Origin of the sequence: Sphingobium sp. EM0848 (assembly GCF_013375555.1) — a bacterium.
Taxonomy (GTDB): domain Bacteria; phylum Pseudomonadota; class Alphaproteobacteria; order Sphingomonadales; family Sphingomonadaceae; genus Sphingobium.
In genome coordinates this window covers 2,952,422-2,971,276 of sequence record NZ_JABXWB010000001.1, presented here as the reverse complement: position 1 = coordinate 2,971,276, position 18,855 = coordinate 2,952,422, and the positions used below count along the sequence as shown (strand labels likewise).

Below are 18,855 nucleotides of genomic sequence, written 5' to 3'. Positions count from 1 at the left end.
ATCAGGGCAAAGGGGCCGGGCATGAGCACATCGGACAACAGCGCTTTTGCATCCGGCCCCGCCTTACCCTATATCGGCGCCATGGCGATATTTCCCCGTCCGGTGTCCCCCAAGAGCGCGCTCAGCGATCTGTGGAGTTATTTTGGCAAGGACCGGCCTCATAAATGGCCGTTGCTCGGCCTGTCCGTCGCGTTAACCTGGGTCATCATCTGGGCCTTCATCGTCGACGCCAACACCAACACCATGCCGACGCGCAACAAGATCATCTATGTCGAAAGCTGGGACGCGAAACGGTCCGACGCGGCGATCATCCTCCAGCAGAAGATCGACCTTGCCAAGAGCGAGGCCGCTCTGGCCAAGGAGCAGAAGCGGATGCAGGGTTTCGCCGACGCCTTCGGCATCGAGTGGAAAGAAGAAGCCGCCCGCAACAGCGCGCGCCGTCAGGAGGCGTTGAAATATGTCAACGCCCAGCTCGACGCCCGACTGGCCAAGGCCGAAGCGGAAGAAAAGCCCGGAGCAGGAGCGAAACAGCCCTGAGCGCCCGTTCCAAAGCCATCATCCCCCCCGCCGATCCCGCTATGGACCGGCGTTACATGGCCGTTGCCATCGCCCTGTCCGAGCGGGGGCGCGGCCTTTCGACGCCTAATCCGAACGTCGGCTGTCTGATTGTCAGGGACGGAAGGGTGGTCGGACGCGGCTGGACGCAAAAGGGCGGCCGCCCCCATGCGGAGGCGCAGGCGCTGGAGGAGGCGATGGACCGCGCCCGTGGCGCCACCGCCTATGTGACGCTGGAACCCTGTTTCCACCTTTCCCCGCGCGGCCCGCGCTGCGCCGACCTCATGACCCGCGCCGGGGTGCGCCGCGTCGTCATCGCCCTGCGCGATCCCGATCCACGCACCGACGGCCAGGGCGCCGCCTGGCTGCGCAAGCGGGGCATCGCGGTCGAAATGGGGCTGATGGCGGAGGAAGCGACCGAAGCGATGCGCGGCTTCGTGCTGCGCCAGACGCTGGGCCGCCCTGCGGTCACACTCAAGCTCGGCCTGTCGCTGGACGGCCGGATCGCGCTGGCGGATGGGTCCAGCCGCTGGATCACTGGCCCCGACGCCCGCGCCCACGCCCATCTGGAACGGGCGCGCCATGACGCGATTCTTGTCGGCGGCGGCACATTGCGCGCCGATGCCCCGCGACTCGATGTGCGCCTGGCCGGGCTGGAGGACCGCTCCCCCCGCCGGTTGCTGCTGAGCCACGGCAAGGCGCCGAAGGGCTGGGAACGGATCGCCGCGCCCGAGGACATCGCGACGCTGGCCCATGTCGATCATCTGCTGGTCGAGGGCGGCGCTCAGGCCGCCGCTGCGTTTCTACGCGCCGATCTGGTCGACCGGCTGCTGCTTTATCGCGCGCCGATTCTGATCGGCGACGGGCTGGCGGGCATCGGCGATATCGGCCTTGCCGATCTGGCGGATGCGCATGGCCGCTGGCGCCTCGACGATGAGCGGCGATTGGGCAATGACCGGCTGGAGGTTTACCTGCGGAGCCGGAACGCCTAGATCACCGCGCAAGTTTTCACGGAAATTGACGGGCACCGCTTCATGTTCACCGGCATCATCACCGACATCGGCACCATTCGCACGGCGGAGCAGCGGGGCGACCTGCGCCTCGTCATCGACAGCGCCTATGATATGGAGGGCGTCGCGATCGGCGCGTCCATCGCCTGTTCGGGCGCCTGCCTGACGGTGGTGGAAAAGGGCGCGGGCTGGTTCGCGGTCGACCTGTCCGCCGAAACCGTCGCCCGCACCGCACCCAAGCTTTGGGCGCAGGGCGGCCGGCTCAATCTGGAACGCGCGCTGAAGGTCGGGGACGAACTGGGCGGCCATATCGTCACCGGCCATGTCGACGGCATCGGCACATTGGTTTCCGCGACGGCGGAAGGCGATTCGACCCGCCTCGTCATCGCCGCTCCCGCCGCGCTGGCGCCCGCGCTGGCCGCCAAGGGATCGATCACCGTCGACGGCATCTCGCTGACCGTCAACACGGTCGAGGACCAGCCCGATGGCAGCGTGCATTTCGGGCTCAACATCATCCCGCACACCGCCGCCGCGACGACGCTCGATACCCTGACCGTAGGCCGCGCCTTCAATCTGGAGATCGATGTGCTGGCCCGCTATCTCGACCGGATGCAAAGCCTTCGCGCCCGCACAATGTGATTATCGCTTGCCATAATCACATTGTAATGTGATAACGACGCCAAGCCCATCCGGGTAAGGAGTCGTTCCCATGTCTTCGGCACTCATCGATACCGTCCGCTCGCTCGTCCATGAAGGCGGCATGTCCCGTTCCGGCCTCGCCCGCGCGGCCGGACTGCACGCCAATTCGCTGCGCAAGCTGGGTGAGGCGGACTGGAATCCCACGGCGGACACCCTGGGCAAGCTGGAAGCCTATCTCGCCAAGCGCGAAGGCGGCACCGCGCTCGCCAGTCCGGAAGAGATCATCAATGAAGCCCGCAACGGCCGCATGTTCATCCTGGTCGATGACGAGGATCGGGAAAATGAAGGCGACCTCGTCATCCCCGCGCAGATGGCGACGCCCGACGCGATCAACTTCATGGCCACCCATGGCCGCGGCCTCATCTGCCTGGCGATGACCAAGGCGCGGGTCGACGAACTCGGCCTCGACCTCATGAGCCGCAACAACGGCACCCGCCACGAAACCGCCTTCACCGTGTCGATCGAGGCGCGCGAAGGCGTCACCACCGGCATCAGCGCCGCCGACCGCGCCCGCACCGTCTCGGTCGCGATCGACGGGTCGAAGGGGCGCGACGACATCGTCACCCCCGGCCATGTTTTCCCGCTGGTCGCCAAGGATGGCGGCGTGCTGGTGCGCACCGGCCATACCGAGGCGGCGGTCGATGTCGCCCGCCTTGCCGGGCTCAATCCTTCCGGCGTCATCTGCGAGGTGATGAAGGATGACGGCACGATGGCGCGGCTCGACGACCTCATCCCCTTCGCGCAGAAGCACAAGATGAAGATCGGCACGATCCGCGACCTGATCGCCTATCGCCGTCGCCACGACCATATGGTCGAACGCCGCGCCGAGACCGTCTTCAGCAGCCAGTGGGGCGGAGACTGGAAGGCGATCAGCTTCTACAACAAGGCGACCCAGACCGAGCAGCTCGTACTGCAAAAGGGCAATGTGAGCGCCGACGAGCCGACGCTGGTCCGCATGCACCAGCTTTCGCTGCTGGACGATGTCTATGGCGCCAACGGCCCGCGCAACGGCCTGCTCGCCAAGTCGATGGAACTCATCGCCGACCATGGTTCGGGCATCATCGTCGCCCTGACCAGCCAGGCGCCGGGCGAATTCATCAGCCGCATCCTGCGCCATCATGCCGGACAATCGGGCACGGGCATGGACGAGCTGCGCGACTATGGCGTCGGGGCGCAAATCCTGGCCGATCTGGGCGTGCACGACATGATCCTGCTCAGCAACAGCCATCACAGCCTGATCGCGCTTGACGGCTATGACCTTGCCGTGGTTGGGCAACGGTCGATCGAGCTTTAAGGATATCCGACATGGCAAAATTCCTGATCGTCGAAGCGCGCTTCTACGACCATCTCAATGACCTGCTGATCGAGGGCGCGGCCGCCGCGCTGGAGGCGGAAGGGCATAAATATGAGGTGGTGACGGTTCCCGGCGCGCTGGAAATCCCCGGCGCGGTGGCGTTGGCGGCGGAAAGCGGCCGCTATGACGGCTTCGTCGCCATCGGCGTGGTGATCCGTGGCGAAACCTATCATTTCGAAGTGGTGTCGAACGAAAGCGCGCGCGGCCTGATGGCGCTCAGCATGGACGGCATCGCCATCGGCAATGGCATCCTGACGGTCGAGAATGAGGCGCAGGCCCTGACCCGCGCCCGCAGCACCGAAAAGGACAAGGGCGGCGAAGCGGCCAAGGCGGCCATCGCCATGCTCGCCCTGCGCGAAAAATTCGGCGCCTGACAGGCGCGTCAACGATAAAGGGGCCGCCGCTGCGCGGCCCCTTTTTTATTGTTCAGGCCGCTTCCAGCGCCGGATAGTCGACATAGCCTTCGGCGCCCTGCGTGTAGAGCGTCGCCTGCTCTATGTCGTTGAGCGGCGCACCGGTGGAGAGGCGTTCCGGCAGGTCGGGATTGGCGATGAAGGACCGCCCGAAGCTGATCGCCTGCGCCAGCCCGCTATCCAGATCGGCATGCGCCCGAACCACGTCATAATCGCTGTTGAGCACCAGCGGTCCGGTGAAATAGCGGCGGATCAGCGGCGACTGGCGCGGCACGTCGCTGGCGCCCCGCGTGCCGTCCGGCCGCAATTCGCGCAGTTCGAGGAAGGCGATACCGATCGGCTCCAGCGCCTGCGCCACCGCCAGCGAAAGACTGGCCGGATTGCTGTCGTCAGTGCCCTGCGAATCGCCGTTCAGCGACAGGCGCACCGCCGTCCGGCCTGCGCCGATGGCGTCGGCCACCGCCTGGGTGATTTCCTTCAGCAGCCGCACGCGATTTGTCGGCGAACCGCCATATTCATCTTCCCGCCTGTTGGCGCCGTCGCGCAGGAATTCGTCGATCAGATAGCCGTTGGCGCCATGAATCTGCACCCCGTCGAACCCCGCCGCAATCGCATTGCGCGCCGCGGCCACAAAGCTCTCGACCAGCGCCGAAATCTCGGTGACGCTAAGCGCGCGGGGCTGTTCATAGGGCTTGTTGCCCTCGTAGGTATGCGCATGGCCGGGCGCGGTGATGGGGCTGGGCGCAACCGGCTGCTCGCCCGTCACGCTTGAATGGACCAGCCGCCCCATATGCCAGAGCTGGGCGAAGATCCGCCCGCCCGCCTCATGGACCGCCGCCGTCACCGGCTTCCACGCTTCGACCTGCTCGGCGGACCAGAGACCGGCGGCATGGGGCCAGCCCATGCCCTGCTGGGACACGCCGATGCCTTCGCTGATGATGAGGCCCGCCGAAGCGCGTTGCCGATAATAATCCGCCATGATCGGCGTGGGCACATGCCCGCGCGTCGCGCGGGCGCGGGTCAGCGGCGCCATCAGCACGCGATTGGGTGCGTGGACGGCGCCTAGCTGTACGGGTTCGAACAGATTGGCCATGAACAATTCCCTCTCAAAAGTTGCAAATTGCAACGGGACATCGATGCTGAAGCCAGCTAGGGAGCCGCCATGGCCCCTTCAACCCCCACCCCCCGCGCTCGCGGCCCAAGATTTGCTTTCCCGGCGCTGATTCTGGCTAATGTCATCCTGCCTCTGGGGCCGGTGCTGGTGCGCCTGTCCGACGTGGGGCCGGTGGCGGCGGCGTTCTGGCGGCTGACGCTGGCCCTGCCCTTCCTGCTGTTGCTGGCGCTGCCGGGCCTGAGGGCCGCGCGCCCCGGTGCCCGCGATTGCGGCGCGATGCTGCTGGCCGGGCTGTTCTTCGCCGCCGACCTCGCCACCTGGCATCTGGGCATTCCACTGACCAAGGTCACCAACGCCGCCATTTTCGGCAATATGAGCGCTATCCTCCTGCCGCTCTGGGGTCTGCTGGTGCTGCGCCAAATCCCCCGCGCGCCGCAGGCGATCGCGCTGATTCTTGCGGCCATCGGTGCAGCGATCATGATGGGCGGCAGCTATGAACTCTCCCCGCGCTATCTGCGCGGCGACCTGTTCTGCCTGCTCGCGGGGACATTTTACACCGGCTATCTTCTGGTGGTGCAGAATGTCCGGCGGCGGCTGGACAGTTGGTCGATATTGGCCGGGTCCAGCCTTACCGGCGCGCTGCCCTTGCTGCTGCTCGCCCTCTGGCTGGGCGAGCGGGTGTTGCCGGGCAACTGGACCCCGGTGATCGCCCTCGCTTTGTCCAGCCAGCTCATCGGTCAGGGTCTGCTGACCTATGCCATCGCCTGGTTCCCGCCGCTGGTGCTGGGCCTCAGCCTGTTGCTGCAACCCGTGGTTTCGGCGCTGCTCGGCTGGGTCCTCTTCCACGAACTGTTGACCCCCGCAGACCTGCTCGGCGCCTGCGCGGTGGGTGTGGCGCTGGTGCTTGTGCGCCTGCCCGGCCGGGCGTAGAACCCCGCCCATGACCCCGACGCACGAAGACATGACGCTGGACGAAGTGCGCGCCGCGCTCGCCCCGATATTGCCGCGCCACGCCGCCTTCGACGGCTGGCGCGCGGAGGCCGTGACCATGGCGGCGGAACAATGCGGCATCGATCCGGATATCGCCGCGCTCGCCTTTCCAGGCGCGACCGTGGACATGATCGATGCCTGGTTCGCCAGCATCGATGCGCGGATGCTGGCCAAGCTGCCGCCTGAAAAGCTGGCGACTCTTTCGATTCGCAAACGCATCATCGCGCTCGTCGAAACCCGCCTCACCTTGCTGGCGCGGGATCGCGAAGCGCTGCGCCGCGCTCAGGCGATCCTTGCCATGCCCAGAAATGCTGCCCGCGCCGCAAAGCTGGGCTGGCGCGCGGCGGACGGCATGTGGCGCGCGGCGGGCGATGAGTCGACCGACCTCAATCACTATAGCAAGCGCATGACGCTGGCGGGGGTCTATGCCGCGACCCTGCTGGTTTTCGTCGATGACGAGAGTGAGGACTGGGCAGAAACCCGCGCTTTCCTGGCCCGGCGGATCGAAGGAGTGATGCGCTTCGAACGGGCCAAGGCCCAATGGAAGGGCATTGGCGGCGGCGAGCGGCTCAGCCTGTCGCGCTTCATCGGTCGGCTGCGTTACCCCGCCATCTGACCCGCGCCAGATGACAGCGATTCGCACTGGCCTTTTGCAATCGGTATTGATAGTCACTCGCAGAAGTTTTTGACGAGTGCCTTATCCTTGCGCCTGACCGACCTGCCGCTGCGCCAACCCGCTTATGTGGACCTGATCGACTGGAATGCCCTGTCCGCGTCCGATGGACAGCGGCTTCGCGAATTCGGCCTGTGCGAAGGCGCCAGTGTGGAGGCGCTGCATCATGGCGGGCTCTTGGGCCGTGGCCCCATCGCCTGCAAGGTCGGCCGCATGACCGTGGCGATGCGCCGCAACCATGCCGCCGCGATCACGGTCCGGACCGGCCCGGATAGCGCGCCGGACAGCGACGCATGACCGGCCTGCCGCTGATCGCGCTGGTCGGCAATCCCAATGCCGGCAAGAGCGCCTTGTTCAACGCCCTGACCGGCGCGCGGCAGAAGCTGGGCAATTATCCCGGCGTCACCGTGGAGCGCAAGGCGGGCCGCTTCTCCCTCTCGGATGGCCGCCCGATCGAGCTGGTCGACCTGCCCGGCACCTACAGCCTCAATCCCACCAGCCCCGACGAGCAGGTGACGCGCGACGTCATTCTGGGCAAGCAGCAGGGCGAACGCCTGCCCGATGCGCTGGTGGTGGTGGTCGACGCCTCCAATCTCGACAATCATCTCCGCTTCGCGCTGGAGCTCATCGCGCTCGGCCTGCCGACCGTGGTGGCGCTCAACATGGTCGATCTCGCCACCCGCGACGGGCTGGAACTGGACGCCAATATCCTCTCGCGCGAACTGGGCGTGCCGGTGATCTCCACCGTCGCGGTGCGCAAGCGCGGCCTCGACCATCTGCGCACCGAACTGGAATCGATGCTGGACGGCAGCGCGGGGAGAATCCGCCGCTCGACCGACCAGCTTGATTTCGACGGCCTGCGCAAGGAAGCGCGCCGCATCGCCCGCGCCGCCATCGTCCGCGAAACCCCCTCCCGCCGGATGACGGCGGCGGTCGACCGCGTGTTGCTGCATCCCGTCGCCGGCTTCATCATCCTGCTGGCGCTGCTGTTCGTGATGTTCCAGGCGGTGTTCAGCTGGGCCGCCGCGCCCGCGGACATGATGGAAGGCTGGGTCACGGCGCTGGGCGAAACCATCACCGCCATCCTGCCGCCGGGCATCTTCCACGACTTTCTGTTGCAGGGCGTGGTCGGCGGCGTCGGCGCGGTCGTGGTGTTCCTGCCGCAGATCCTCATTCTCTTCTTCTTCATCCTGATGCTGGAGGCGACCGGCTATATGGCCCGCGCCGCCTTCCTGATGGATGCGATGATGGCGCGGGTCGGCCTGTCGGGCCGGGCCTTCATCCCGCTCCTCTCCTCCTTTGCCTGCGCAGTGCCGGGGATCATGGCGACCCGCACCATTTCCGATTCCAAGGACCGGCTGACCACCATCCTGATCGCGCCGATGATGACCTGTTCGGCGCGGCTGCCGGTCTATGGCCTCATCATCGCCGCCTTCATCCCGGCGCGCAGCGTGGGGCCGGGCATCGGCCTGCAGGGGCTGGTGCTGTTCCTGCTCTATGTCACCGGCATCGTCGGCGCGATGATCGCCGCCTGGGCGCTGCGCCTCACCGTGACCAAGGGGCAAAGCGGCGGCTTCCTGATGGAAATGCCGAAATATCAGTGGCCCCGCCCGCAGGATATCGTCATCGGCCTGTGGCAGCGCGCGGTCATCTTCCTGAAGCGCGCGGGCACCATCATCCTGATGACCAACATCATCCTCTGGGTGCTGGCCAGCTTCCCGCAGGCGCCGGCCGGCGTGCGCCAGAGCGAATATAGCATTGCGGGCCGGATCGCGGGCGGCATCCATGTGCTGGTCGAACCGATCGGCTTCAACCGCGACATCAGCCTTGCCCTGCTGCCCTCCATGGCGGCGCGCGAAGTCGCCGTTTCAGCCATCGCCACCGTCTATGCGATCGACGCGGGCGATGACGAGGCTGCGCTGAACCGCACCCTGGGGGAGCGGCTGCAAGGCCATTGGTCGCTGGCGACCGCGCTGGCCTTCCTCGCCTGGTTCGTCTTCGCGCCGCAGTGCATTTCCACCATCGCCGTCACCCGCCGGGAAACCAATGGATGGAAATGGCCGATGTTCATGATCGGCTATCTGTTCGCGCTGGCCTATGCCGCCGCCGGGCTGACTTATTGGACCGCCGTGGCGCTCGGTTTAGGGTAGCGTCCGCCCGAGAGCGTTCTATAAGGACCGGCTAACGCATCGGAGGAAACATGGCGGGTTCGGTCAACAAGGTCATTCTGGTAGGCAATCTGGGCGCTGACCCGGAAGTGAAGAGCTTCCAGAATGGCGGCAAGGTGTGCAACCTGCGCATCGCGACCTCCGAAACATGGAAAGACCGCATGTCCGGCGAGCGCAAGGAGCGCACCGAATGGCACAGCGTCGCGATCTTCTCCGAAGGGCTGGCGGGCGTCGCCGAACGCTTCCTGCGCAAGGGATCGAAGGTTTATCTCGAAGGTCAGTTGCGCACCCGCAAATGGCAGGACCAGTCGGGCAATGACCGCTACACCACCGAAGTCGTGCTGCAGGGTCCGAGCGCGGTGCTGACCATGCTGGACGGCGCGCCGGGCGGCGGTGGCGGCCAGGGCGGTGGCTATGGTGGTGGCGGCGGCCGTTCGCAGGGCGGCAGCGACTGGGGCGCCAGCTCGGGCGGCTTTAGCGGCGGCAATGATTATGACGATTTCGGCGGCGGTGGCGGCAGCTTCGGCGGCGGCTCCAACCGCTCCTCGGGCGGCGGTCGCGGCAACGCGGGCGGCCCGAATTTCGACAATGATCTGGATGACGAAGTGCCGTTCTGAACGGCCTCGATCCCGACAATGAAAAGCCCGCCCCCGCTTCACGCAGGGAGGGGTCAATCAGGCCGCGGCGGCGATCCCGCTGACGCCCAGTTCGGCCAGCGCGAACTTGCGGATATGGTCGCCCATATCCTCGCGATCCAGCGCCAGCGCCAGATTGGCCTCGATATAGCCCGCCTTCGACCCGCAATCGAACCGGCGACCGTCGAAGGTCACGCCATGGAAAGGCTGGGCGCCGATCATCGATGCCATCGCGTCGGTCAGCTGAATCTCTCCGCCCGCACCCTTTTCCTGCGTTTCCAGGATCTTCATGACTTCCGGCTGCAGGATATAACGGCCCGGCAGGATCAGGTTGGACGGCGCCGTGCCCGGCGCCGGCTTTTCCACCAACCCCTTCACCTCGGTCAGCGCACCGTCGCGCTTGCCCGGATCGATCACGCCATAGCTCGGCGTCTCGGCCATCGGCACTTCCAGCGCACAGACCAGATTGCCGCCAACCTTGTCATAGGCCTCGACCATCTGCTTCAGGCAACCCCGTCCCGGCGCGCCCTTCATGAACTCATCGGGCAACAGGATGGCGAAGGGTTCGTCGCCCACAATGTCACGGGCGCACCAAATGGCATGGCCCAGACCCAGCGGCTCTTGCTGGCGCAGGAACACGGCATTGCCCGGCGACAGTCGCGTGCCCTCCAGCGCGGACAGGTCCTTGCCCCGCTCGCGCTGCGTCGCCTCGGCCTCATAGGCCATGTCGAAATAATCCTCGATCGCGCCCTTGCCGCGGCCGGTGACGAAGATCATCTGCTCGATCCCCGCTTCCCGCGCCTCGTCGACCGCATATTGGATCAGCGGACGGTCGACGACCGGCAGCAACTCCTTGGGCACCGACTTGGTTGCCGGAAGAAAGCGCGTGCCGAGACCCGCGACAGGGAAAACGGCTTTGCGAATCGGTCTGTAGGACATCAAGTCTCCATTTTCGCTGAAGCATTTCCCAAGCTGCCTATGGGCGGCCGGGGGAAATGCGATATCAAGGATAGCAGAGCGGTTTACTCAAAGTAAAACCGCTTAAAACAGTGCGGATAGAAATTCCGCCCCTCTCATAAAGATGAAGCATGGAGGATTACTTAACCCGTTCAGACGGCCAGCAGACGCTGCGCCATCATTTCGAGCGAACCAATCTCCGCTTCCAGTTGCTCAAGCGAGACATGCGATTGGTTATTCCGCGTATCGCGGCATGTGAAGCCGCCGGGCGCGGGCTGCTGAAAGCCGCCGATGATGAGCGACCGGAACCGGTCGATCCTCTGCATGTCGCGCTCGATATCCGATATTTCCATCAACGCGCTGGCGTTCCGCCGGTCGCGCATCGACACCATGGTCCGCAGTTCGGTCATCAATTTCGTCATGCCCGGACGGGTCCGGGCACCCACGGTCCGCACATCCCCCATGGCTTCCCGCATCAAACCGATCTTGGCCTCCAGGCTCTGCTCCAGCATCGTCCAGGCGCAGACCAGACGACCCACCGCGCAGAGCAGCGCCGCATCCTCCGGCGCATAATCCGAAACCGACCTCACATTGATCTCAGCAACCACGTTCACTTTACTCGCGCCCCGATATGTTCTGCTTTCCGCTCAAGGGGAAACTGCCCGTTTTGCAGCGCAAAAGGCTAGGGGCAGACGGAAAACCCCTCGCACCATCGGCACAGGCCATCGCCAACTGTGCCCAAACAGCGATGAACCGTTAACCGTCTTTTGCCCAATGGAGCCGGGCCGATCAAAAATCAATAGCGATTCCCTTGCGTTCCCAGTCGCCATAGCGGACCGGGCTCAATTCCTCGTCATGGCGGGACGGCTGGTCGATCGGGTCCGGCTGCGGCACGGGCGGGCTCTTGGAAAGATGCGCGGGCGGCTTCACATGCGCGGGGCGCTTGCCGTTGAAGGTTCCCATCGATCCATCCTTTCGATTGCGGGGGACGGTCCGTCACCCCATATTCACGCCTGCCTGCTAAGTGGGCCGCAAAGGAGATTTACGCAAGTGAGCGGTTTTCGGACGGTGATGCTGTTGTCGGCGCTGACGGCGCTGTTCATGGCATTGGGCTATACGCTGGGCGGCAGCGGCGGGGCGGTGATCGCGCTGCTGGTGGCGGCGGGCATGAACCTGTTCACCTTCTGGAACGCCGACAGGATCGTGCTGTCGATGCACCATGCGCGGGAAGTGGACGCGGCCAGCGCGCCGGAATTCTACAATCTCGTCGCGGAACTGGCCCAGCGCGCGAAACTTCCCATGCCCCGCGTCTATCTGATCGACGAACCGCATCCCAATGCCTTCGCCACCGGCCGCGATCCGCAACACGCCGCCGTCGCCGCCACCACTGGCCTGCTCTCCATGCTGAGCCGGGACGAGGTGGCCGGCGTCATGGCGCACGAACTGGGCCATGTCCGCAACCGCGACACGCTGATCATGACGATGGTGGCGACCATTGCGGGCGCGATCTCCATGCTCGCCAATTTCGGCCTGTTCTTTCGCGGCGGCCATAATGAGAATGGCAACAGCAACATGATCGCGACCCTGCTGGCGGTGATCGTCGCCCCCTTCGCCGCGATGATCGTGCAGATGGCGATCAGCCGCACCCGCGAATATGGCGCCGACGCCGCAGGCGCGGAGATCAGCGGCAATCCGCGCGCACTTGCCTCCGCCCTCGCCAAGATTTCGGGCCGGGCGGAAATGATCCCCAACCCGGTGGCGGAACGCAATCCCGCCGCCGCCCAGCTTTACATCGTGCCCGTGCATGTGAGCGAACTCTTCTCCACCCATCCCGCGACGGAAAAGCGCATCGCCGCGCTGGAGGACATCGCGCAGGACATGGGCGCGCCTGCGATCGCGACGCCGCGCCAGCGCGCCTCCGCCCTCGCCCCGGCCGCGCCCGCAAAGCGCAGGTCGAGCGCACTCGATCCCCTCCGCCGCGACTGACCGAAGGGCCAACCGAACAAAGGTTACTTTCCGCGTCATTTTGCCGTAGGCGCGACCCATGGCAAAATCCCCCCGCTCCGAAGAGGTCCCCGGCCTCCCCGCCCGCCGCGCAGCCCTGCGCCTGCTCGATGCGGTACTGCGCCGGGGCGACCCGCTGGAACTGGCCCTGCACGGCGCCGCGCAGGGTCTGCCGCCAGCCGACCGCGCCCTCGTCCATGCCATCGCCGCCGAGACGCTGCGCCACCTGCCCGATCTCGACGCGCTGATCGACAGCGCCACCCGTCAGCCGCTCCCGCACGATGCCAAGGCCCGCATGGTCCTGCGCATCGCGCTGATTCAGACCATCGCGCTCGGCACCGCCCCCCATGCCGCCATCGCCACCGCGCTGCCGCTGGTCGACGGCGGGCCGCGCAAGCTGGTCCACGGCGTGTTCGGCACCCTGACCCGCGCCAATCCCGCCCTGCCCTCGCCCCCGACCCTGCCGGCCGAGGTCGCGGCCCGCTGGGCCGGGCAGTGGGGCGAGGCGATGCCGCAAGCCGCCGCGCACGCCTATGCCGTCCGCCCGCCGGTGGACCTGACCCTGCGCGACCCCGCCCAGACCGCCCATTGGGCCGAACAACTGAACGGGCAGAGCTTCGCCCCCGGCCATGTCCGCCTGCCCGAAGGCGCGAACATCCCCGATCTTCCCGGCTTTGGCGAAGGCGCCTGGTGGGTTCAGGATCTCGCCGCCTCCACCCCCGCCCGCCTGCTTGGCATGGGGGAGGGCCGCCACGTCCTCGACCTCTGCGCCGCGCCGGGCGGCAAGACGATGCAACTCGCCGCCGCGGGCTGGCGCGTCACCGCCGTCGACCAGTCGAAAAAGCGCCTCGAACGCCTTAGCGAAAATCTGACCCGCACCGGCCTTTCCGCCGAAATCGTGCAGTCCGATCTGCGCACATGGACAGCGGACGCCCCCGCCGACGCCATCCTGCTCGATGCGCCTTGCACCGCCACCGGCATCTATCGCCGCCACCCGGACGTGCTGCACCGCATAGGCCCGCGCCAGATCGCGGAACTGGCCGAGTTGCAAGCCGAACTGCTGACCCGCGCCGCCCAGTGGCTGAAACCCGGCGGCACACTGATCTACGCCACCTGCTCGCTCGAACAGGCGGAGGGCGAGGAACAGGTCGCGCAATTCCTGAACGCCCACCCCGATTTCGCCGCCAGGCCCTCCACCGCAGCCGAACTGCCCGAAGGCATCGCCCCCACGGCGCAGGGCTGGGTCCGCACCCTGCCCGAAACGCTCGCCGCGCGGGGCGGCACGGACGGCTTTTTCGTTGCGCGGCTGGTGCGATCCATTAAGCATTAACCAAATCGCCCTATGGTGCGATCAGGCATAGAAGGAATAACCTTGCGCCCGACCGAGCCTCTTCCACTGCACCATAGCTGGCCGCTCTACGCCCTGCGCGAGCATCTGGCGCCGGTGATGCTGGACGACCGGCTGGCGCGCGATGACGAGGCGCTGGCGGAACGGGGCCTTGGCCTGTGGCATTGCGATCTGGCCGACGACAGCCTCAACTGGACCGACGGCGTCTATGATATTTTCGGGCTGGAACGGGACAGCATCGTCCCCCGCCCGCTCGCCGTATCGCTCTACGCACCGGACAGCCGCACCGCGATGGAACAGCTTCGCGCCTATGCCATCCGCCACCGGCGCGGCTTCACGCTGGACGTCGACATTCGCCCCGCCGATGGCAGCCAATGCGCCATGCGCCTGATCACCGCACCCATTATCCAGAAAAATCAGGTGGTTGCCCTGCACGGCGTCAAACAGTTCCTGCCCAAGGGCGCCGGTCCGTCCAAGGGGCTGGACCCGACGCTATTCATCCTGTCCTGAACGCAGTTTTCCACGATCGCCAAAATCCCTGTGGACAACGCGAATCATCCGTTGCCCTTGCCTTAACGCGCCGCTAAGGCCGAGGGTCAAATGACCAGCCCGATCCTTATCTCGCCCTCCATCCTGTCCGCCGATTTCGCCCGCCTGGGCGAAGAGGTCCGCGCCATTGACGAAGCCGGTGCCGACTGGATCCACATCGACGTGATGGACGGCCATTTCGTGCCCAACATCACCATCGGCCCCGGCGTGGTGAAGGCGCTGCGCCCGCATACGAAGAAGCCTTTCGACGTCCATCTGATGATCTCCCCGGTGGACCAGTATCTCAACGCCTTTGCCGAAGCGGGCGCGGACATACTGACCGTCCACCCGGAAGCCGGCCCCCACATCCACCGCTCGATCCAGCATATCAAGTCGCTGGGCGTGCAGGCGGGCGTGGTGCTGAACCCCGGCACCCCGGCCAAGATGCTCGATTATCTGATGGATGACGTCGATCTGATCCTGGTGATGAGCGTCAACCCCGGCTTCGGCGGTCAGAGCTTCATCACCAACCAGCTGCGCAAGATCGAAGCCATTCGCAAGATGATCGAGAAGTCGGGCCGCGACATCCGCCTTCAGGTCGACGGCGGCATCGACTTCACCACCGCGCCCCTTGCGATCGAGGCGGGCGCGGACGTGCTGGTGGCGGGCACCGCGACCTTCCGTGGCGGCGCCTCAGCCTATGCCAACAATATCCGGACGCTGCGCGGCGGGTGAGCGACCGCCGCCGCCTTTCCCCCCATTCCGCCGCGCTAGAGGCCGGACCCGGCCCTGAGGAAGACGGAATCGAAGAGGGCAAGCGGCTCATCCGCATCGCGGATGACAAGGGACTGTCGCTGGCCCAGCGGATCGCCAACCGCTTCTACCTGCTGAGCTGGAAGACGCCGATCCACGGCCGCCGGCTCAAGGGCAAATATCCGCTCAAGCTGCTCGCCGTTCCCGATGACGAAATTCCCGGCAGCCCCCATGCGGGGCAGGCGATCCGCGCCGGCTATTTCCTGTTCCGGGGCCTGAAACAGCCGCTTAACAAGCTGGATTTCGCCAATCCCGGCCTGACAGGCGGCTTCACCGATTATCTGCACGGCTTTCACTGGCTGCGCGACCTGGCCACCGTCGCCACGCGGGAACAGGCCGCGCCGGTCGCCGAAGGCGTGATGCGCAAATGGCTTGACGTCCATGCCGACACGCCCAGCGAACCCGCCTGGCGCGCCGACAATGCGGGCTGGCGGCTGCTCTTCTGGTCGGCCCATGCGCCGCTGATCCTGTCCTCCAGCGACCTCGTCTACCGCTCGCTGGTGCTGAACTGCATCGCGCGCACCGCGCGACATCTGGACCGCAGCGCGGACAAGGCGCCGATCGGCCTGCCCCGCATGGTCGCCTGGGGCGGGATCGTCGCCGCCTCCATGCTCCTTCCCGGCGGTGCGGCGCGCAAGCTGTTCGGCGAAGCGGGCCTCAAACGCGCGCTCGACAGCGGACTTCATGCCGATGGCGGCATCATCTCCCGCTCGCCGCTCGACCAGTTGGACGCGATCATGCTGCTCACCATGGTCACGGCGGTCTATGATGTGCGCCGCGAACAGACGCCACCCTTCCTGAAGGATGCGCTTGCCAAGGCTGTCCCCGCGCTGCTCGGCCTGGTCCATGGCGACGGCGGCCTTGGCAACTGGCAGGGCGCGGGCGCGATCGATCCCACCACGATGGAGGCGGTCATCCGCGCCAGCCGCGTGCGTGCGCGCCCGCTGCGCCAGGCCAATGGCTGGGGCTATCAGCGTCTCGCCGCAGGCGGCACGGTGGTGCAGGTCGATGCCGCCCCGCCCCCGGTCGCGCAACTGGCCGATGCAGGCTGCGCCTCCACTGGCGCGGTCGAGATCAGCGACGGCCAGCAGCGGCTCATCATCAATTGCGGCGGCGCCGCGCTGGAGGGGGCGTGGATCAATCGCGATCTCGCCCAGGGCCTGCGCACCACCGCCGCGCACAGCACATTGATCCTCAACGACAGCAACTCCACCGCCCTGCTCCCCGACGGCACGCTGGGCAAGGGCGTCACGGAGGTCGAGATCAACCGGCAGGAAAGCGAAAGCGGCAGTCGGCTCGATCTGTCGCATGACGGCTATGTCCGCCGCATGGGCTATGTCCATCGCCGCCTGCTGCTGATGAGCAGCGACGGCAAGGAAATACGGGGCGAGGACATGCTGACCCCCGCCGCCCGCCGCCGCAAGCCGGTGAAGCTGCCGGTCCAGCTCCGCTTCCACCTCGCCCCCGGCGTGGAACCCACGCCCACCGCCGACGGCATGGGCGCGCTGCTGCGCATCGACCACGGCGCCACCTGGCAGTTCCGCGCCAATGCCGGAAAGCTGGCGATAGAGGAAAGCCTCTGGACCGACGCTGAAGGCCGCCCACATGGCACCCGCCAGCTCGTCATCATGACCGAAGCCCTCCCTGGCGGCTCCACCATCGGGTGGCTGTTCAAGAAGGTCGGCTGAAACCGGCCATTGCAACGTCAGGGCGGCAGTTCATCCGGCGATGTCGGCGCCATGCCCGTCCCGACCATAAAATCAACAACAGGCAATCGAACAAAAAACCACGCTTTTCCGCGGGTCTGGCATGTTACCCATGCTACCTCAAATCCTACAAGCTTGCCGCAACGGCCAAGCGGGACTAGAGGGCTGCGGCAAGCCTGAGCGGCACCCCGAACAGCAGGAAGCACCATGTCAGACGTCACCATCAAGCGCGCCCTCCTTTCCGTGTCAGACAAATCCGGCCTCATCGAACTGGGTCAGGCGCTGGGCAAACATGGCGTTGAACTGGTATCGACCGGCGGCACGGCCAAGGCGCTGCGCGACGCCGGGCTGGAGGTGAAGGATATTTCCGACCTCACCGGCTTCCCGGAAATGATGGATGGCCGCGTCAAGACGCTGCACCCCAAGGTCCATGGCGGCCTGCTCGCCGTGCGCGACAATCCCGATCATGTCGCCTCCATGCAGGAACATGAAATCGGCGCGATCGATCTGGTCGTCGTCAACCTCTACCCCTTCGCCGCCACCGTTGCGAAAGGCGCGGAGCGCGAGGAGATCATCGAGAATATCGATATTGGCGGCCCCTCCATGGTCCGTTCCGCCGCGAAGAACCATGAGAGCGTGGCGATCGTCACCGACCCGGCCGACTATGCCCGCCTGATCGCGGAAATGGAGGAAAAGAGTGGCGCGACCAGCTACGACTTCCGTCGCATGCTCGCCGCAAAGGCCTATGCCGCCACCGCCGCTTATGATTCGATGATCGCCAGCTGGTTCGCCTTTGCCGATCAGGGCGTCGACTTCCCCGAGACGCTGGCCGTGTCGAGCAAGCTGGGTTCGACCCTGCGCTATGGCGAGAATCCACACCAGTCGGCCGCGCTCTATCTGCCCGTCGGCCCCTCTGCCAACGGCATCGCGCAGGCGCAGCAGATTCAGGGCAAGGAACTCAGCTACAACAATTATAACGACGCCGACGCGGCGCTGGAGCTGGTGAGCGAGTTCCGCGACGGCCCGCCGACCGTGGTGATCGTCAAGCATGCCAATCCCTGCGGCGTTGCCACCGGCGACACGCTGATCGAAGCCTATGAAGCCGCGCTTGCCTGCGACAGCGTCTCGGCTTTCGGTGGCATCATCGCCGTCAACCGCCCGCTCGACGGCCCGACCGCCGAAGCGATCAGCGGCATCTTCACCGAAGTCGTCGCCGCCCCCGGCGCCGATGAAGAAGCCAAGGCGATCTTCGCGAAGAAGAAGAATCTCCGCCTGCTGCTGACCGGCGAACTGCCCGATCCGGCGCGCCCCGGCCTCCAGATGAAGAGCATCGCCGGCGGCCTGCTGGTGCAGAGCCGCGACAATGGCCGCATCAGCCGCGGCCAGCTGAAGGTCGTGACCAAGCGCGCGCCGACCGAACAGGAACTCAATGACTGCCTGTTCGCCTGGACGGTCGCCAAGCATGTGAAGTCCAACGCCATCGTCTATGCCAAGGGCAACAGCACCGCAGGCATCGGCGCGGGCCAGATGAACCGCCTGGAATCGGCGCGCATCGCCGCGTGGAAGGCCAAGGACGCCGCTGAAAAGGCCGGTTGGGCCGAGGCCCGCACCATCGGTTCGGCGGTCGCCTCCGACGCCTTCTTCCCCTTTGCCGACGGTCTGCTTGCAGCGGTCGAGGCAGGCGCGACGGCGGTGATCCAGCCGGGCGGGTCCATCCGTGACGAGGAAGTCATCGCGGCAGCGGATGAAGCAGGCCTCGCCATGGTCTTCACCGGCATGCGCCACTTCCGCCACTGATCGAAAAATGACGCGGATGCGAAGGGCCAATGATCCTTTCGCATCCGCAAAAATGAAGCTTTTCAGCCAGTTTCCGGCAATTGGCCCCTTT

General features: G+C 66.1%; 20 protein-coding genes. 16 read left to right on the top strand and 4 right to left on the bottom strand.

Annotated features, from left to right (window positions below; genetic code table 11):
• Nucleotides 1-21 precede the first annotated feature (21 nt).
• From HUK73_RS14450 to ribH, 5 genes are all read left to right on the top strand, one after another.
• On the top strand, nt 22-537 hold the full coding sequence (locus HUK73_RS14450) for a hypothetical protein (RefSeq protein ID WP_255326288.1): 516 nt from the start codon (nt 22-24) through the stop codon (nt 535-537).
• Between the two features lie 56 nt (nt 538-593).
• Nucleotides 594-1,547 carry a bifunctional diaminohydroxyphosphoribosylaminopyrimidine deaminase/5-amino-6-(5-phosphoribosylamino)uracil reductase RibD gene (ribD, locus tag HUK73_RS14445; RefSeq protein WP_176592522.1) on the top strand — a complete coding sequence of 318 codons (954 nt, stop codon included), beginning with the start codon at nt 594-596 and terminating at the stop codon, nt 1,545-1,547.
• Nucleotides 1,548-1,589: 42 nt separating this feature from the next.
• The gene (locus HUK73_RS14440; protein ID WP_176592521.1) at nt 1,590-2,204 is read left to right on the top strand and encodes a riboflavin synthase; all 615 of its coding nucleotides are present in this window, start codon (nt 1,590-1,592) and stop codon (nt 2,202-2,204) included.
• Between the two features lie 70 nt (nt 2,205-2,274).
• Nucleotides 2,275-3,558, top strand: a complete 1,284-nt coding sequence (gene ribB, locus HUK73_RS14435; protein ID WP_176592520.1) for a 3,4-dihydroxy-2-butanone-4-phosphate synthase — start codon at nt 2,275-2,277, stop codon at nt 3,556-3,558.
• Between the two features lie 11 nt (nt 3,559-3,569).
• The gene (ribH, locus tag HUK73_RS14430) at nt 3,570-3,992 is read left to right on the top strand and encodes a 6,7-dimethyl-8-ribityllumazine synthase (protein ID WP_176592519.1); all 423 of its coding nucleotides are present in this window, start codon (nt 3,570-3,572) and stop codon (nt 3,990-3,992) included.
• 52 nt (nt 3,993-4,044) lie between these two features.
• Here the strand turns inward: ribH and HUK73_RS14425 are convergent, their stop codons facing one another.
• Entirely contained in the window at nt 4,045-5,124 is a 1,080-nt protein-coding gene (locus HUK73_RS14425; protein WP_176592518.1) for an alkene reductase, read from the bottom strand.
• A gap of 69 nt (nt 5,125-5,193) precedes the next feature.
• Here HUK73_RS14425 and HUK73_RS14420 point away from each other — a divergent pair, with 69 nt between their 5' ends.
• From HUK73_RS14420 to ssb, 5 genes are all read left to right on the top strand, one after another.
• On the top strand, nt 5,194-6,075 hold the full coding sequence (locus HUK73_RS14420) for a DMT family transporter (protein ID WP_176592517.1): 882 nt from the start codon (nt 5,194-5,196) through the stop codon (nt 6,073-6,075).
• A gap of 10 nt (nt 6,076-6,085) precedes the next feature.
• Nucleotides 6,086-6,751, top strand: coding sequence for a COQ9 family protein (locus tag HUK73_RS14415; protein WP_176592516.1), 666 nt, complete (start codon nt 6,086-6,088; stop codon nt 6,749-6,751).
• Nucleotides 6,752-6,838: 87 nt separating this feature from the next.
• Nucleotides 6,839-7,105, top strand: a complete 267-nt coding sequence (locus HUK73_RS14410) for a FeoA family protein (RefSeq protein WP_176592515.1) — start codon at nt 6,839-6,841, stop codon at nt 7,103-7,105.
• The gene (locus HUK73_RS14405) at nt 7,102-8,958 is read left to right on the top strand and encodes a ferrous iron transporter B (RefSeq protein WP_176592514.1); all 1,857 of its coding nucleotides are present in this window, start codon (nt 7,102-7,104) and stop codon (nt 8,956-8,958) included. The genes HUK73_RS14410 and HUK73_RS14405 overlap by 4 nt, the downstream gene beginning before the upstream one ends.
• Nucleotides 8,959-9,008: 50 nt before the next feature.
• Entirely contained in the window at nt 9,009-9,593 is a 585-nt protein-coding gene (gene ssb, locus HUK73_RS14400; protein WP_176592513.1) for a single-stranded DNA-binding protein, read from the top strand.
• A 57-nt stretch (nt 9,594-9,650) separates the two neighbouring features.
• Here the strand turns inward: ssb and HUK73_RS14395 are convergent, their stop codons facing one another.
• The 3 genes from HUK73_RS14395 to HUK73_RS14385 form a co-directional block, all read right to left on the bottom strand.
• The gene (locus HUK73_RS14395; protein ID WP_176592512.1) at nt 9,651-10,550 is read right to left on the bottom strand and encodes a UTP--glucose-1-phosphate uridylyltransferase; all 900 of its coding nucleotides are present in this window, start codon (nt 10,548-10,550) and stop codon (nt 9,651-9,653) included.
• 170 nt (nt 10,551-10,720) lie between these two features.
• Nucleotides 10,721-11,176 (bottom strand): hypothetical protein, encoded by a 456-nt coding sequence (locus HUK73_RS14390; RefSeq protein WP_176592976.1) that lies wholly within the window; start codon nt 11,174-11,176, stop codon nt 10,721-10,723.
• Between the two features lie 181 nt (nt 11,177-11,357).
• Nucleotides 11,358-11,531 carry a DUF1674 domain-containing protein gene (locus HUK73_RS14385; protein WP_176592511.1) on the bottom strand — a complete coding sequence of 58 codons (174 nt, stop codon included), beginning with the start codon at nt 11,529-11,531 and terminating at the stop codon, nt 11,358-11,360.
• A gap of 108 nt (nt 11,532-11,639) precedes the next feature.
• Here HUK73_RS14385 and htpX point away from each other — a divergent pair, with 108 nt between their 5' ends.
• The 6 genes from htpX (at nt 11,640) to purH (ending at nt 18,764) form a co-directional block, all read left to right on the top strand.
• Nucleotides 11,640-12,554 carry a zinc metalloprotease HtpX gene (htpX, locus tag HUK73_RS14380; RefSeq protein ID WP_218036609.1) on the top strand — a complete coding sequence of 305 codons (915 nt, stop codon included), beginning with the start codon at nt 11,640-11,642 and terminating at the stop codon, nt 12,552-12,554.
• Between the two features lie 58 nt (nt 12,555-12,612).
• Nucleotides 12,613-13,902: an RsmB/NOP family class I SAM-dependent RNA methyltransferase gene (locus HUK73_RS14375; protein ID WP_176592509.1), complete on the top strand. Its 1,290-nt coding sequence runs from the start codon at nt 12,613-12,615 to the stop codon at nt 13,900-13,902.
• 42 nt (nt 13,903-13,944) lie between these two features.
• Entirely contained in the window at nt 13,945-14,430 is a 486-nt protein-coding gene (locus tag HUK73_RS14370) for a diguanylate cyclase (protein ID WP_176592508.1), read from the top strand.
• A 90-nt stretch (nt 14,431-14,520) separates the two neighbouring features.
• Complete coding sequence (gene rpe / locus HUK73_RS14365) at nt 14,521-15,183, top strand: ribulose-phosphate 3-epimerase (RefSeq protein WP_176592507.1); 663 nt, start codon at nt 14,521-14,523, stop codon at nt 15,181-15,183.
• Nucleotides 15,180-16,949 (top strand): heparinase II/III family protein, encoded by a 1,770-nt coding sequence (locus HUK73_RS14360; RefSeq protein ID WP_176592506.1) that lies wholly within the window; start codon nt 15,180-15,182, stop codon nt 16,947-16,949. The genes rpe and HUK73_RS14360 overlap by 4 nt, the downstream gene beginning before the upstream one ends.
• 225 nt (nt 16,950-17,174) lie before the next feature.
• Complete coding sequence (gene purH / locus HUK73_RS14355) at nt 17,175-18,764, top strand: bifunctional phosphoribosylaminoimidazolecarboxamide formyltransferase/IMP cyclohydrolase (protein ID WP_176592505.1); 1,590 nt, start codon at nt 17,175-17,177, stop codon at nt 18,762-18,764.
• Nucleotides 18,765-18,855: the final 91 nt, after the last annotated feature.